Source organism: Heyndrickxia ginsengihumi (assembly GCF_011008565.1).
Taxonomy (GTDB): domain Bacteria; phylum Bacillota; class Bacilli; order Bacillales; family Bacillaceae_C; genus Weizmannia; species Weizmannia ginsengihumi.
The window spans coordinates 184,670-200,725 of the sequence record NZ_JAAIWK010000001.1; the positions used below are offsets into that span (position 1 = coordinate 184,670).

The 16,056-nt window shown below is 37.3% G+C and carries 15 protein-coding genes and 1 riboswitch; of the genes, 5 read left to right on the forward strand and 10 right to left on the reverse strand.

Going from position 1 to position 16,056, the window contains the following annotated elements:
* Positions 1 to 23 precede the first annotated feature (23 nt).
* A complete protein-coding gene (locus tag G4D61_RS00860) occupies positions 24 to 227 on the forward strand; it encodes a DUF3311 domain-containing protein (protein WP_025727400.1) in 204 nt (67 codons plus the stop codon).
* Entirely contained in the window at positions 220 to 1,698 is a 1,479-nt protein-coding gene (locus tag G4D61_RS00865) for a sodium:solute symporter family protein (RefSeq protein ID WP_163173002.1), read from the forward strand. Before G4D61_RS00860 ends, G4D61_RS00865 begins: the two co-directional genes overlap by 8 nt.
* Positions 1,699 to 1,944: 246 nt before the next feature.
* Here G4D61_RS00865 and queF read toward each other — a convergent pair whose 3' ends face one another.
* On the reverse strand, positions 1,945 to 2,445 hold the full coding sequence (gene queF, locus G4D61_RS00870) for a preQ(1) synthase (protein ID WP_025727398.1): 501 nt from the start codon (positions 2,443 to 2,445) through the stop codon (positions 1,945 to 1,947).
* Between the two features lie 111 nt (positions 2,446 to 2,556).
* Positions 2,557 to 2,603, reverse strand: a riboswitch (PreQ1 riboswitch).
* Positions 2,604 to 2,762: 159 nt separating this feature from the next.
* Here queF and G4D61_RS00875 point away from each other — a divergent pair.
* Positions 2,763 to 3,200 (forward strand): Hsp20/alpha crystallin family protein, encoded by a 438-nt coding sequence (locus G4D61_RS00875; protein ID WP_025727397.1) that lies wholly within the window; start codon positions 2,763 to 2,765, stop codon positions 3,198 to 3,200.
* 72 nt (positions 3,201 to 3,272) lie between these two features.
* Here G4D61_RS00875 and ytxJ read toward each other — a convergent pair whose 3' ends face one another.
* The 7 genes from ytxJ to G4D61_RS00905 form a co-directional block, all read right to left on the reverse strand.
* Positions 3,273 to 3,599 carry a bacillithiol system redox-active protein YtxJ gene (gene ytxJ, locus G4D61_RS00880; RefSeq protein ID WP_025727396.1) on the reverse strand — a complete coding sequence of 109 codons (327 nt, stop codon included), beginning with the start codon at positions 3,597 to 3,599 and terminating at the stop codon, positions 3,273 to 3,275.
* A gap of 74 nt (positions 3,600 to 3,673) precedes the next feature.
* Positions 3,674 to 5,074, reverse strand: a complete 1,401-nt coding sequence (locus G4D61_RS00885; RefSeq protein ID WP_025727395.1) for an amino acid permease — start codon at positions 5,072 to 5,074, stop codon at positions 3,674 to 3,676.
* A 148-nt stretch (positions 5,075 to 5,222) separates the two neighbouring features.
* Entirely contained in the window at positions 5,223 to 5,354 is a 132-nt protein-coding gene (locus tag G4D61_RS18300) for a hypothetical protein (protein ID WP_268812496.1), read from the reverse strand.
* A gap of 23 nt (positions 5,355 to 5,377) precedes the next feature.
* Positions 5,378 to 5,593 (reverse strand): heavy-metal-associated domain-containing protein, encoded by a 216-nt coding sequence (locus G4D61_RS00890; RefSeq protein WP_025727394.1) that lies wholly within the window; start codon positions 5,591 to 5,593, stop codon positions 5,378 to 5,380.
* A gap of 13 nt (positions 5,594 to 5,606) precedes the next feature.
* Entirely contained in the window at positions 5,607 to 6,104 is a 498-nt protein-coding gene (locus G4D61_RS00895; RefSeq protein ID WP_025727393.1) for a helical membrane plugin domain-containing protein, read from the reverse strand.
* Positions 6,079 to 9,069 (reverse strand): formate dehydrogenase subunit alpha, encoded by a 2,991-nt coding sequence (gene fdhF, locus G4D61_RS00900; RefSeq protein WP_163173004.1) that lies wholly within the window; start codon positions 9,067 to 9,069, stop codon positions 6,079 to 6,081. The genes G4D61_RS00895 and fdhF overlap by 26 nt, the downstream gene beginning before the upstream one ends.
* A gap of 289 nt (positions 9,070 to 9,358) precedes the next feature.
* Complete coding sequence (locus G4D61_RS00905) at positions 9,359 to 11,407, reverse strand: molybdopterin-dependent oxidoreductase (protein ID WP_163173007.1); 2,049 nt, start codon at positions 11,405 to 11,407, stop codon at positions 9,359 to 9,361.
* 304 nt (positions 11,408 to 11,711) lie between these two features.
* On the opposite strand from G4D61_RS00905, the gene G4D61_RS00910 reads away from it, so the two are divergent.
* A complete protein-coding gene (locus G4D61_RS00910) occupies positions 11,712 to 13,244 on the forward strand; it encodes an MDR family MFS transporter (protein WP_025727390.1) in 1,533 nt (510 codons plus the stop codon).
* A 105-nt stretch (positions 13,245 to 13,349) separates the two neighbouring features.
* On the opposite strand, the gene G4D61_RS00915 is transcribed toward G4D61_RS00910, so the two are convergent.
* Complete coding sequence (locus G4D61_RS00915; protein WP_025727389.1) at positions 13,350 to 13,955, reverse strand: TetR family transcriptional regulator; 606 nt, start codon at positions 13,953 to 13,955, stop codon at positions 13,350 to 13,352.
* Positions 13,956 to 14,257: 302 nt separating this feature from the next.
* Here G4D61_RS00915 and G4D61_RS00920 point away from each other — a divergent pair, with 302 nt between their 5' ends.
* Positions 14,258 to 15,226 carry a quinone oxidoreductase family protein gene (locus tag G4D61_RS00920; RefSeq protein WP_035355629.1) on the forward strand — a complete coding sequence of 323 codons (969 nt, stop codon included), beginning with the start codon at positions 14,258 to 14,260 and terminating at the stop codon, positions 15,224 to 15,226.
* 285 nt (positions 15,227 to 15,511) lie between these two features.
* Here the strand turns inward: G4D61_RS00920 and G4D61_RS00925 are convergent, their stop codons facing one another.
* Entirely contained in the window at positions 15,512 to 15,877 is a 366-nt protein-coding gene (locus G4D61_RS00925) for a DUF5362 family protein (protein ID WP_051476246.1), read from the reverse strand.
* Positions 15,878 to 16,056: the final 179 nt, after the last annotated feature.

The following is a 16,056-nucleotide window of genomic DNA, read 5'->3' on the forward strand; positions in this document are numbered from 1 at the left end:
TTAACATTTAGGAGGTTAAAACCATGCACCCTATTAAACTATTAGCTTTCCTCCCAATTATATTAATTGCGATCGGTGTGATTTTTTTTAATCGTGTTACCCCTTTTATACTAGGAATGCCATTTTTACTTTTTTGGTTAGTTGCTTGCACTGTACTATCCTCAGTTGTTATGTGGATAGTCTTCCAATTTGATCCAACAAGAAAGGAAGATGCGTCCTATGAATAGTGCGTTAATCATTATATTCGCTGTTATTGTATTATCAATTTTGCTAGGCATTCGCGCTAAAAAAGGGAAAGACATGAGCCTCGAACAATGGTCTGTTGGTGGCAGAGGCTTTGGTTCACTCTTTGTCTTTCTACTAATGGCTGGAGAAATTTATACGACTTTTACATTTTTAGGCGGCAGTGGCTGGGCCTACGGAACAGGTGGTCCAACTTACTACATTATCTCATATGGAGCAATCTCCTATATTTTATCTTATTTCCTCTTACCAAAGATTTGGAAATACGCTAAGGAAAACGATCTTCTATCACAATCTGACTTCTTTGTAGCAAAATATAATAGTCCTTATTTAGGTATCTTTGTTTCATTGATCGGTGTTGTCGGAATGGTCCCTTATTTTATTACCCAACTGAAAGGATTAGGACTTATCGTCTCACAAGCATCATATGGAAGCATTTCACCAACTACTGCAATCTGGATTGGCGCAATAGCTGTAACCATTTATGTTATGATTTCTGGAATACATGGTTCTGCATGGACCGCTATTGCAAAAGACTTTCTAATTCTTGCCATTGTTCTATTTTTAGGAATTTATTTACCAGTTCACTACTACGGTGGTATTCATCAAATGTTTGAAGCCATCCAAGCAAAAAAACCAGAATTTTTAGCTCTTCCTCAGCAAGGGCAAAGTGCTTCTTGGTTCATCTCAACAGTGTTATTAACAGCATTCGGATTTTATATGTGGCCGCACACATTCGGATCTTCTTATTCAGCAAAAAACGCCAATGTTTTCCGAAAAAATGCAGTCATTATGCCATTATATTCACTTATCTTACTATTTGTTTTCTTCGTAGGATTTGCCGCCATCTTGAAAGTCCCCGGGTTAACAGGCGGAGATACAGATTTAGCTTTATTAAAAATTTCAATTAAAACATTTGATCCATGGCTCATCGGCATAATCGGAGCAGCAGGCGTCTTAACCGCACTTGTGCCAGGCTCATTAATACTTATGTCCTCAGCAACTCTGTTATCAAAAAATATTTACAAAGTGTTACATCCTAAAGCTTCAGATAAACAAGTAGAGAGAACAGCAAAATGGTTAGTACCTGTCGTAGCTTTAATTACTGTATATTATACAATTAATGGTGGAGATACCATTGTTGCCTTGCTCCTTATGGGCTATAGTCTTGTAACACAGCTTTTCCCAGCATTATTATTTAGTCTAATGAAAAATAATTTTGTAACAAAGTATGGTGCTTTTGCCGGAATGGCCACTGGTGTTGCAGCCGTTGCTTACGTAACGATTTCAAATAATACTGTTGGAACATTATTGCCCTTCTTGCCGCAAGTCGTTAAAGATCTAAATGTAGGTATCATTGCAATGATCATCAATTTATTTTTCCTTGTCGTTGTAAGCTTAGCAACAAAGCCACTGATGGCCTCCCAGCCAACAACTATAGAAATACAAAAATAAAGACATTACGAAAGAGGTTAAGAATGTCCCCATTCTTAACCTCTTTTTAATTAGCATGCATATGCTGTCTGTTCGTTTACATGATGATTTTGCTACAGAAGTCGCTATCCGCGAGCTGCCTGCGAGATCTCACGCAGACACGATAATCCCGCAGGACTCTCCCCCTTCCGCCTCAATCAACAAGTAATAAATGTAATATTGAATCATAAGAATAAAGTTTTTACTTTATTTTTATAATTAACAAACTTAGCGGTTATCTACTTTCTCCGGATAAAGATCATGATTCATTAAGCGGAACTGTGCCATCTCTTCATATTTTGTTCCTGGCTTACCGTAGTTGCACCAAGGGTCGATAGAAATTCCACCGCGTGGTGTGAATTTACCCCAAACCTCAATATAACGCGGGTCTAATAATTGAATTAAATCGTTCATAATAATATTTACACAATCCTCATGGAAATCTCCATGATTTCTAAAGCTAAACAAATAAAGCTTAAGTGATTTACTTTCAACTATCTTTTTATCAGGGATATAAGAAATATACATCGTTGCAAAATCCGGCTGATGTGTCAATGGACATAAACTTGTAAACTCAGGGCAATTAAACTTCACAAAATAATCACGATCTGAATGGAGATTATCTACCGCTTCCAACACTTCAGGTGCGTAATCAAAACTGTATTGTGTATTTTGATTTCCTAGTAACGTTAAATCTTTCAATCCTTCTTCTTGCTTTCTTCCAGACATAAAAAAACCTCCTCTAAAAATGTTCCCGTCATTTTTATAGAAGAGTTCGTTCGACCCTATAAACTAAAAGAAAAACAAAGAAGCCACATCCATATGGATATGGCGTATATGCTATCCATAGTTTTTTATAGAGGGTTTCAGCTATGAACCTCTTCATGTACGAGTACTGTAATTATATATTAAAAAATACTTTCACATACGTCAACAATCTAGCCAAAAAGGGACATAAATAACACCTTAAAAGCAATCATTCATTTGAGTAAAATAGCACATACATTGACATAATAATCTTGATTTAAAAAAAGGAGGGTACAAAAATGTCTTTAAATCCTTATGATCCATTTAGGCATCTATCTAACATTAGATCAGATTTCGAACAATTCTTCCCTAATTTCCCATCTGCATTTGGAAATGATTTCTCAGTTGGCGGAATTAGAGTAGATGTACATGAAACAGCAAACGAAGTAGTCGCAACATGTGATATTCCTGGAATCGAAAAGAAAGAAGATATCCATATTGAAATTGAAAAAGATACTTTAAAAGTAAGTGGTACAGTAAACAAAACAAATGAAACAAGTGAAAAAAATATGCATAGACAAGAACGTTTTGTCGGCCACTTCCAACGTTCCATCTCACTTCCGACACCTGTTGCTAGTGAAGGAGTAAAAGCTTCTTATAAAAACGGCGTCCTTGAAGTAAGAATGCCAAAATTAACACATCATGAGCAGAAAAAGATTGATATAGACTTTCATTAAATATTTCTCATAAAGATACCCCGCATCTCTTAGACGCGGGGTATCTTTATGAGAAATAAGTTATGGACTGCCCTATTCATTTAAGGCAGCGCTAATTGTTTGACGAGTAATGTTCCAATGGGATGCATTCCATCGGACTTTTCCGTCATCTAAAAGGAATATTTGCGGTGATTCATGTCTAATCCCAAATTCTTCTGCAATCGTATTAGAAACAGGGCGATCTTCTATAACCAATACCTCTGCAGCAGGAATATTTGTTTCTTCTACATATGCTTGAAACTCCTCATGAGCTTTAGCACTAATTGGACAAGTTATACTGTGCTTAAAAAGTAATTGTTTGCCGGGCTGTTTTACAAATTGATGGAGTTCTTCAACAGAATGAAGTTGTTGAATCGTCATGTTTCACCCTCCTTAAATAATTATACCTCTAGTGTAACAAAAAAGCTGAATTCCCCATATAGAATTGCACTTATTTAAGGTCGAGACACAACTGTTTTATTATTTCTATAAATTAGTTTATCACCTATAAAAATTAGAATGACCATGCCAATACTTATAAATAAACCAATTCTTTCATTTGCATATAACAGTGCCCCTGAGAGCGTGATCAAGATGAATAGGATCCCCATGTATGAAGTAAAAGGAAATCCTGGCGCTTTAAATTTCTCTTGGTGTCCGTAAGTTGGGTGTAGCTTAATATGGGATGCAAGAATATTCATCCAATTTAATATGAGTAAAACTCCTGCAGCTGTAGTGACATATTCATATAAAGTCTTTGGCAGCAAGAATGAGCATAAAATCGAAACTGCTAGCCCGATTGCTGTGAGTAAAAGCGAATTAACAGCTACACCACGGCTATTCTTTTTCTTGAGCCGCTGTGGGGCATCACCGTCTTCTGCCAGTGCAACCATAATATGTGTAATAGAAAATAAAGCTCCCACCATTGTAGAAAAAGCGGCGCTAATAATAATCAAATTAAAAATAGAATCTAAAAATGGAATATGAAAAGCAGACAAGGCCATTACAAATGGACTTGTTGAAGTATTAATCTTCGTCCAGCTAACCATATACAACACAAAGAAAAGGGCAAGTAAATAAAGGGCAACTAAAACAATAACTAATCCATAACCTGCTTTAGGAACTTCATTTTTATTTTTTAACTCCGTTGATGCCACACCTACAACTTCAATCCCACCAAAGGAGAAAAAGATAAAAATCAGTGCTGACCATAGCCCCTTTAACCCGTGCGGAAAAAAGTTTGTCATTGCTGAGTGTTGAATAGTACTGGCACTTACCGGATGAATAATTCCGAATAGAAATAAAGCACCAAAAACAATAAAGGCAAATAAAGTTGATAACTTGATTACTGCAAAAATGGACTCAATCTTCCCGAAATTTTGAACACCAAGTAAGTTAATTCCGAAACCACATAATGAATAAATAATTGTAAATATCCATAAAGGCACATGCGGAAACCAGAATTGGGTAAATGTTGATAGGGCCACGATCTCACTAGACATAATTAAAATACCCGACAACCAATACATCCAGCCAATAACAAAACCATAAGTATCTCCAAATGCCTTTTTAGAATACGTACGAAAAGAACCTGGCTGAGGATCGTTAACACTCATTTCAGCCAATGCACTAAACACAAAAAATGCAGTCATTCCAGCTATTAAGTAACCAACTAAGACAGAAGGGCCCGCCGAGTGAATCGATAATCCTGTTCCTAAGAAAAAACCTGCCCCTATGATGGATCCAATTCCAATTAGTGATAGCTGCCACCATTCCAAATGGGCCCCTTTTCCTTTTTTCATTTGTACTTCCTGTTTATGTTTTACTGCTTGTTTAAAAATGTGATGGTATTTCATCTGTTTTTCCCTCCTTACAGATGGATTCTTTAGTAAAAGTATTTCCTATCTCTTCTTACCCATGCATAAAAGCGAAAGACATATTTTTTAAACATGCCACTAACATAAAATATGCCAGTCTATTGCTAGACTGGCATTGAACTTGAACTTAGGCTTCCGAATCTGTAATTGGATGTATCAAATGTTCTGTACATTCTGGACAAACATCAAGAATATCATAGGGATGCTCTTCATCTTCTACCTCTTCAATTCGACCGCATACTTCGCAAATCCTTGCCAAAAAGAATCCCTCCTTTTATTTGTTTATTCCTCTAATTTATTTGCCTCATATCCTAAATCGATAATAGCTTGTTGAAAATCTTGGATTGACCCAGATTGTTCATTGTAGGATATTGTAGCTTCCCCTGTTTCTGTATTAAGTTCAACATCTCGGACTCCCCACACATCATACAGGGCCTCACGAATTTTCTTCTCATCCTCTTCTTGAATATTTTGGATAGAAAGTTTATGGGTAAGCATGCTCCTGCCTCCTTTATTCATGAACTTGTTTATGATTTAATCCTTCGCCCATACCGCTCAGAAATTGAAGCATCATATTCAATGATGCCTGGATATTTGGATCACGCATTGCTCTTAGTATTTCCCACAGACCTATTTGCTTGCTATTCTCATCTATATTTTCCGAGGCTTTTTGTAACCCTTGATGTAATCCTCCAAAAATAGCTTGCAACTGATTTGGATCTAACGACGATAAGAGCTCAACACTATTGATCGCATTCTTAATAATGTTGTATACACTCGGTTGATTTAATTGATTAATGATAATGGAACCTACATTTTCCCTCGTTTTAAGAAAGCCCTTTATCATGTTTAGAACCCCTGAATTATAGAGTTCTTGAATAATGACTAAGCTAACTTGGATTGCTTCACGACTATCGGCAATTTGTTTCAAAATATCTGTAAGGTCTTCTGTTCGTTCCTCATTAACATTGCTTGCTTGTCTCTCAATTTGCTTGATTGCTTTCGCCATCTATGAAACCCTCGCTTTCCAAAATCTCAGGAATAGAAGTATAGTCTATCCGGTTCCATTTCTTTTCTACTTCCACACCAATATGTGGCCGCGGATTACCGAATCGATGATTATAATGTGGCACAGGGGACTCACCCGTTTTCTCAAGTACCTCCATTTTTACAGCAGCTTCCTTGTAATTTGGTGTATGAGTGTCTTTATCATAATAGCTACTTGTCAATTTATTGACGGCTTGAATATTTTCCCGAGTATTCATCGGTAAATATAGTTCATTCCCTTTCACCGTATCTGTGACAAGAACTCGAACTTTTACTTTTCCATAAGGAGATGTCAACCGGACAAGTGCCCCTGTTTCAATTCCACGCTCTTTTGCAAGCTCTTCGGATACTTCTAGCCAAGGACTTGGGACGATATGATGAAGTCCAGCAGATCTATCTGTCATATTCCCTTCATGGAATTGTTCTAATAGTCGGCCATTATTTAAATGAAGATCATATTCCTCCCCAAATTGGTGTGGAGGCGTCCAATCGACAGGAAATAGCCTTGCCTTTCCATCTGTAAATTTAAATGTATCTTGATATAACAACGGTGTACCTTCTCCATTTGTTTTTACTGGCCAAACTTGACTGTTCCATCCTTCTAAATATTCATAGTTAACACCCGCAAAGATAGGAATCAGTTTTGCTGCCTCCTCCATAATTTCTGATGGATGAGAATACTTCCAGTTTGCACCTAATTTGTTTGCTAAATCCCGGAAGATTTCCCAATCAGGTTTACAATCTCCTAGTGGCTTAAACACTTGATGGAAGCGCTGAATTCTCCTTTCAGTGTTCGTAAATGTTCCTTCTTTTTCTAAGCTAGGTGCAGCCGGCAATACAACATCAGCATATTGAGCCGTTTTTGAGAAGAAAATATCTTGAACAACGAAAAATTCAAGTTTTTCGAATGCTTCTTCAACGAAATTAATATTTGAATCAACGAGAGCCATTTCTTCACCAAATAAATACATGCCTTTTACGCGGCCATCTGTAATTGCTTCAACAATTTGATGATTATTAAGCCCTGGTTTTTTAGGAATCGTTGTCCCCCATGCTTTTTCAAATCGTGAGCGTACTTCATCATTTTCAACTGGCTCGTAACCTGGAAGCCAATTAGGCATTGTTCCAAAATCGCCTGCTCCTTGAACATTGTTATGTCCACGAAGAGGATACGCTCCAGCATTTGGTTTGCCGAAGTTGCCTGTAACTAAGAGAAGATTACAAATTGCCGTGCTAGTATCTGTACCACCCATATGTTGAGTAACGCCCATTGCCCATAAAATACAAGTACCTTTGGATTCGTGAATCATTTCTGCAATTTTAATAATGGTTTCCTTTGATAATCCTGTTTTTTCTTCGGCATATTCAAGCGTGAACTTCGCTACTGATTCTTTGTACTTTTCTACATTATTTACTCGTTCTTTTAAAAACTCCTTATCTTCCCACCCTTTATCAAAAATATATTTCGTAACAGCAGATAACCATACAAGGTCAGAACCTGGTTTTGGATGAATATGCAAATCCGCCCGTACAGCTAATTCATTTTTTCTCAAATCTGCGACAAGAAGCTTTTGACCACGAAGTTTATGTGCCCTTTTGATCCTAGTTGCCAATACAGGATGGGATTCAGATGGGTTTGCTCCAACGACAATTACTAAATCAGCATTTGCAATATCCTTCATTGTTCCAGAATCACCACCGTATCCAACGGTTCTCATCAAAGCCGCAGAAGCCGGTGTCTGGCAATATCTTGAACAGTTATCAATGTTATTTGTTTGAAAAACAGAACGTGCAAGTTTTTGAAACAGATAGTTTTCTTCATTTGTACATTTTGAGGATGAGATAAACCCGAGAGCATTAGGACCATTCTCTTCCTTGATTTCTGTAAATTTCTTTGCCACTAAACTCAATGCTTCATCCCATGTTGCTTCATGGAAAGTATCTCCCTTACGAATCAGCGGCTTCGTCAATCGTTCTTCACTATTTACGAAGTCCCAGCCAAACTTCCCTTTTACACACGTTGAAACGCCATTCACAGGGGCCTCTGCATGGGTTTGGACCTTTAAAATCTTTCTCCCTTTTGTCCATACTTCAAAACTGCAACCGACTCCACAATATGTACAAACCGTTTTCGTCTTTTTAATTCGATCTTCACGCATTGCAGATTCAACGTTTGAAATGGCAAAAATTTCTTGATAACCTGGTTCTACTTCTTTCGTAATGTCAATCATAGGTTCTAAAATATTTTTAGGTATACCAGTCATATACCCTGCTTCCCCTAGCATCGATTTTTCCATTAATGCATTACAAGGGCATACACTTACACAATGTCCACAGGAAACACATGATGATTTCCCAATTGGCACATCATTATCCCAAATCACTCTAGGCTGCTCCCGTTCCCAGTCAATGCTTAAAACCTCACTAACTTGAAGGTCTTGACACGCCTCTACACACATGCCGCATAATATACATTGATCAGGTTCATAACGGTAAAATGGATGTGTCATATCTGGAGGGTATGGCTTTGGCTTAAATTGATATTTTTGATGTTCTATTTGTAAATATTCGGCGGTATTATGAATTAAACAATTTCCATTGTTGTTATCGCACACCGTGCAATAAAGCTCATGATTTCTTAGTATTCTTGACATCGCTTCTAATTGTGCTTCTTTAGCGGTATCTGAGATAGAGTTAACAATCATGTTTGGTTCCGCTTCTGTCGCACAAGCCCGTTTTAATTCTCCATTTACTTCAACATAGCATGTGTCACATGTTTGAATGACGCCAACACCTAAGTTTGGACGAGAAGAACAAATACCCGGGATATAGACTTGATTATCTCTAGCTGCTTCAAAAATAGATTGCCCTTGTTTCGCCTCAATTTCTTTACCGTTTACTTTAAAGTTAAAACGGGTTTCTGCCATTAAAAATCACCCACTTTCTCTAGTCTTATAGATACAGTATTTACGATTAGCAATTTTTGTATTACAGGAATATAAAAAATAATTTTTATTGAAAAATTATATTACCCTGTATTTGTCTGTCTCTAACTTCCTAATGAAAAGTCAATTTCTAATAGATATAAAAAATGCAGACGCTCGATCGCTACCTGGAAGTTATAACCTAAATACGTATAGAAAAAGAGACCTATCAAGGTCTCTTTTAAATATCATAGGGAATTACTGAAGACATTTTTCCGACAGTAACAATCATTTAGCTTTCATCTATTCTTGTTACATTAACACGTCCAGAGAAAAAGGTTGCCCCTCCTCCTATATCTGAAATACGGTCAGGGGTTAGCGCATTAACGAGCTGATTCATGTCCGGGCGATCAGACCAAAGCCCTTGTGTAACAACTACACCTTGTAGTACATTTTCTCCAATGGAAGCAACCAGTTCACATTGTCCGCGGTTATTCCACACCTTTACTCTGTCCCCATCTTGAATGCCTTGAGCAGCTGCATCTGCAACATTCATATGTAACCGTAGTTCCTTCTCAAGTGCAATATGTTTTTTACTAAGCGAGAATGTTGAATTCAAAAAGTTATGCGTTGGTCCAGGTACAAACAAGTAATCAAATTTGCTTTCTTCTACATTAGGAATATAGGTTGGCAGAGGCGGATAACCGTCCTTCTCCATCGATTGAGAATAAAGTTCAATTTTTCCACTAGGTGTCGGCAGTCTCCCAGGGAATAAAGTAGTATCCTTTGCCTTCAAATATTGGGAAGTACTTAATGATTCAAAATCAATACCATCTATATGTTCATTCTCTTCGTAATGAAGTGCCTGACGGATCATCTCTTCATCTGAATCTTCAAAGCAAGCTTCAGTAAACCCCATTGCTTTCGCCAACAATCGGAATACTTCAGTGTTAGATTTTGCCTCTCCATAACGCTCAATAACGGGCTGCTGAATTTGAATATAGTGATGCCAATAAGATGTATAAAAATCTGTATTTTCATACGATGATGTAGCAGGCAAAACAATGTCTGCATATGTTGCAGTTTCTGTAAGAAACAAATCATGGACGACAACAAATAAATCATCACGACTAAGCCCTTTGATCACTTTATTTGTTTCAGGGGCGACAACAACCGGATTGCTATTGTAAACATATAAAGAATAGATTGGCGGAGTCAATTCGGTAAGAGCTTGCCCAATACGATTCATATTAATCACACGCGTTGTTTTATTTTCGAGTAACTCGGGGCATTGTAAAGCTGCTGTATTATGAGCAAGGTACCCTGAGTTACCCTTTATTGCGCCCCCGCCTTTCACAACCCACTGACCGGTTAAAGCCGGCAAACAGGCAATTGTCCTAACATTCATTCCCCCGTTGTCGTGGTGTTGTAATCCATTTCCAATCCGAATAAAAGAAGGAGAAGTTTGGCCATACATACGGGCTAGTTGAACAATATCATCAACAGGAACACCTGTAATAGCGGAAACGGTATTAGGATCATACTGTAGAACATGTTTCTGCAATTCCTCATAACCAACCGTGTATTCTTGAAGAAATTCCCTATCGACCAAATGTTCAGCAAATAAAACATGCATAATCCCTAAAGCTAATGCACTATCTGTACCCGGCAAAATCGGAATAAACCAGTCAGCCCAACGTCCAGTCTGATTTTTATGCACATCGATGACTACAATTTTTGCCCCCTTTTTCCGTGCTTTTTGGGCAATTGCCACTTGGTGCATATTTGTACTGACTGCGTTTATCCCCCAAAAAACAAACAGTTTTGCATGAATCGTGTCTTCGGGATCAATACCGAAACTTCCCCCCATTGTATATTTATATCCTTCCGCTCCCGCAGTCGAACAAATGGTACGATCAAGAATGCTCGCTCCAAGGCGATGGAAAAATCGTCTATCCATTCCTTCTGCATTCAGAAGTCCCATATTGCCATAAAAACTATATGGTAATATACTTTCTGGTCCGTTCTTTCGAATATTCTTTTTCCAGCGCGAAGTAATGGTCTCAATCGCTTCATCCCAACTTATTCTTTCAAACCGGCCTTCCCCTTTCGCACCTATTCGCTTTAACGGATATTGAAGCCGTTTCGGATCATAAATTCGTTCTGTAATGTTCCGGACTTTATTGCAAATACTTCCTTTTGTCACCGGATGATTCGGATCACCTGTCACTTTTATAATCCTTCCATCTTTCTTGTGAACTAGTAGCCCACACTGATCTGGACAATCAAGGGAACAAACCGAAGGAAAGATCCCATCCTTTTGATTAATAAATGAAGACATATAAAAACCCCTTTTAAAAAGATTACTTGACTAATAGATTCACAATACAGAAAGAGAAAAATTCCTTATTATTACTCTATTTAAAATAGTAAAATAAAACATAAATCCAATCAAGATTACAGAGACATTCTAAAAATTTGTTTGACAACAATTCCTTTTAAAGCCCATTATTATATAATGGATTTTGCTGTCACTTTTTTACTTTAATAGAAATTAAATAATTTTTTACTGGCTATGCAAAGTTCATATTCAGTTCATAAATAATTTGTATACTACAAGCATAAACGAAAGAAAGGAAGATAAGATGGAAAGTACAATAAAGTCTGGAGAACAGCTTGCAATAAATAAAAGTAATAAAATTCTTGTAATGGTCGGGTTAATGTTAGGATTAATTTTTTCCGAGCTAGATGAAACAGTTGTCAATACAGCAATGCCTACCATTATTCGCGATCTTGGTGGTTTATCGCTGTATGGTTGGGTAGCTGGTGTATACATGCTAGCTTTATCTTCTTTTATGCCGATTTTAGGTAAATTGGCCGATTTATTTGGAAGGAAAAAAATCTATTTAATAGCGATGGCTTTCTTTATTTGTGGATCGATTGTATGCGGACTTTCCCATTCAATGACATTTCTTTTAATTGGAAGGGGAATTCAAGGTCTAGGTGCCGGAGGTCTAATGCCGTTAGCAATGACCATTTCAAGCGATATTTTCCCAGTAGAACAGCGTGCAAAAGTACAAAGCTTAATGGGGCCAGTTATGTTCATTCCAATGTTACTAGGGCCATTAATGGGCGGTTTTTTTGTTGATCAAGTAAGCTGGCATTGGATATTCTTTATCAATATCCCTGTTGGAGTATTAGCTGCTGCCCTTTTAGCTAGCGGATTACGTGAAACGGTTGAAAGAAAGAAAGTAGCCATTGATTGGGCGGGAGCCATTTTATTAATGAGTGCCATTATTTCACTATTAATTACACCTGTTTTAATCGATAATGAAGGGTATAAATGGAGTTCCCCTTTAATTATTGCATTATTATGTTTAGGAGTCGTCTTAATTGGTGTATTCATTTGGGTTGAGTCTAAAGTAGCTGAACCGATTATTCCACTACATTTATTTAAAAACCGTAATATTGTTGTATTGTCCATGATTGTATTTACAGTTGGAATCGGACTTATGGGCTCCTTCTCATCATTCCCATATTTTGCGCAAAATGTTTTAGGGCTTACCCCGACAGAAGCTGGTTATTTAACTTTACCAATGATGGTGGGCGCTATCGCTTCGGCTACAATTTGCGGATTTTTAATAACAAAGGTTCGTTATCGTGAATTATTTGCCGTTGCCTTTATCATGCCAATGATTGGATTTTATTTGTTTGCCCATATTAATATTCATACTACAATCATACAAATTATTATTTTCTTTTTAATTTCAGGTCTTGGTTTAGGCGTATTGTTTGGTGGCGATAATTTAATCGTACAGGAATCTGTGAAAAAGGAACATAAGGGTGTTGCTCTTTCTACTGTTCCATTGTTCCAATCAATTGGGGCAACGATAGGAGTAAGTATATTTGGTACGCTCTTATCATCAACACTCACTTCGAAATTGTCAGGACTAGGCAGCCAATTGCCAAAAAGCATGTCAGAGAATATGAATAGTTTAGCAGCCGGAGGAATCCCTCAAGATCTCCCTCATGCATTGCTGATAAAAATAAAAACACTTTATATAGAATCATTCCAGCATATTTATCTTTATGCGTGCATCCTAACCGTTATTGTCTTTATACTGTGTTGGTTCTTGAAAAAAGAAGTCTTGTCATCTAAAGCAAAAGAAGAAGCATAAAATACCGCAAAAAAGCTGTCTCATAAGGGAAAACCTTATAAGACGGCTTTTTTATATTTACTCTTTAAGATGTTTTGTCCCATCTCTACCTATACATTGCACTCATCATTCAAAGCCAAGAATAATTTTCAAACCATCATTAAAATTGTCATCAACCGTTCTTCCTGAAGCAAAATATTCTTCTATCCCTTTCACCATTAAAGGATGTTCCATTTTGAATGCTTCCAAATCAAAATGTTGAAATGATTCTGGTGAGGGCGCAATTTGCTCCTCAATCACATACCCAAATGTGTATTTAGTAGCAGTCAATACAATTAAGCGTGATTTATGAAGACTTATCCCTTCATTGATAAGAATCTTAATTCCCATCTCTGTTATGCGGGCCATCATGGATGAAGCTTGAGAACTCGCGACAATTCGACCTGCATCTGTATACGACAATAGCGCTTTGCGCAGTCGACGGAAAATGTCCAAAAGCCGTTCTTGCCATGTCTCTCCCTTTTCTTGTTCTTCTATATTTGGGAACTCCTTCTGTAATATTGATTCAGCCATTTCATTTATTAATATTTCTTTATTTTTAAAATGCCAATATAGTGCTGAAGGTTGGACGGCTAATCTTTTTGCTAATTTTCTAAGCGTGACCCCCTCCAGACCATCCTCTTTAAGCAGTTGCAGGGCTTCATCTATAATTTGGTCTTTTTTCAATGCCATTGCAATACTCCTCCACAGCTCAAATCCTTAGTTCTTTTTTTAACACGGTATATTAGTAATTCTTTTTATAAATCTATTTTGTACTACTTGACGATTTAACACAAACACTATATACTGAACACCGTTCAATTGAACAGTGTTCAATAAGGAATCTGAAAGAGATACAAACCAAATGGTCTAGTTGCTCTTCACCAGTAGGAACAAGCATTTTCTTGAATGGTGTTGCCTCTTTTGCAATATTAGCCCGTTACCTATTTTTAAGGAATTCAATTAAACATCATTATATTTAAAGGAGGATTTATATGAAAGCTGCTGTATTATATAAATTTGGTGATATTCCAAAATATGAGGATTTCCCTGATCCAGTTCCGAATCAAGATGAAGTGCTTATCCAAGTAAAAGCTGTTGCTTTAGAGAATATTGATAAAATGATGACAGAAGGCAAGCATTTTGCCAGTAATCAGTTCCTTTCTGAATTTCCAGCAATTGTCGGTTTTGATGGGATAGGTCAACTTCCCGATGGCAGACTTGTTGGCTTTGGAGGAACGAAAGCTCCATATGGGGCAATGGCGGAGAAAACAGTTGTTCCTAACATGTATACTGTCCCGGTTCCTGATGGCATTGATGCTGTAATAGCAGCAGCACTTCCATCTTCAGCATTAACGTCTCTCTTTCCTCTTAAATGGGGGGCAAATCTTCAAAATGGGGAAACGGTCCTCATCAATGGAGCAACAGGAGTATCTGGAAAACTTGCCGTACAAATAGCTAAACTTCTTGGAGCCGGCCGTGTTGTTGGGACAGGGCGTAATCCAGAATCATTGAAACAAATCATGGAACTTGGAGCCGATGCCATAATTGACCTCACACAACCCGAAGAACAACTTGCCGATGCGTTTAAAAAGGCAGCAGGAAATGGGTATGATATTATTCTTGATTTTCTATGGGGATATCCAACAGAAGTGCTTATTAAAGCCTTAACACCTAAAGAACTTGGATTCACAGGAAAAAGAGTGCGGCTTGTCCAAATTGGCGAAAAGGCAGGATCAGCGATCGCACTTTCTGCTGACGCATTACGAACTTCCGGACTTGAAATTTTGGGAGGATCTGCTCGTTTAACTCCTGACGCTATTACGGAGGGGACAAATCAAGTTTGGGAATGGGTTAAAGCAAATAAGTTAAAGATGGACATTGAGAAGGTTCCACTTAAGGATATTGAAAGTGTCTGGCAACGGTCAGATTTTCAAGGAAAAAGAATCGTAGTGATCCCGTAAATAAATGTTTCATTTCACATTATTGAATAGCCTTGTATTTTCGAGAATTCAATTTAGTAACTAGAATACATGATTCAATTAACATTGAAATGTACTTTGTAGGTTTTTTCACATGAAATAGCTAAAATGAAACATATTCATACTGAAGAATCCTTAACATCAAAAAACGGTCCTCAGCGGCAACATTGTGAGCGGAGGACCGAATTTAAAGTGTAGCTAACAAACATCTTATGTTTTTACAAATGAATGGAAAGATATAATATCAAACCTAACCATTTAAACGCTTTAAATTCCTCCTAATTGACTAAAAGACCAGACACCAACAATAGCAAAAATGGCGCTAATGACAATTAAGACGATCGCAATGATAAGTAAAATCGCCTGCAATTTTACATACTTTGCGTAATAGCTAATAGCATCATTGCAAGCATCAGGATCAAGCGCTTCTTTTGCTCGTGCTGCACCATTTGCCGAACGTAGAAGGAATACACCAAGAAAAATTTCAATAATACCCGGAATTGCACCGACAACAAAAGCAAATAGTCCAAATACCGCACTGACTGCTCCCATTATGATGGTGACAATACTTGTAAATTTCCCCCAAGACCCAATACTTGCAAATGCCACCTTTAACTTTTCATTTGAATCCATCTTATCATCTCCCTTTTTATGATAAAAAATGATCCCTTTCCATTTTATCTCCCATTGCTTAAATAAATGACTATAAAATAATGAAGACAGAAATTGATACTTTTTAACCATTCCTATTTCCAAGCATTCATCAATCTTTTTGGTTGAAAAGAATTAAAAAAACCACAAAAAACGATTCA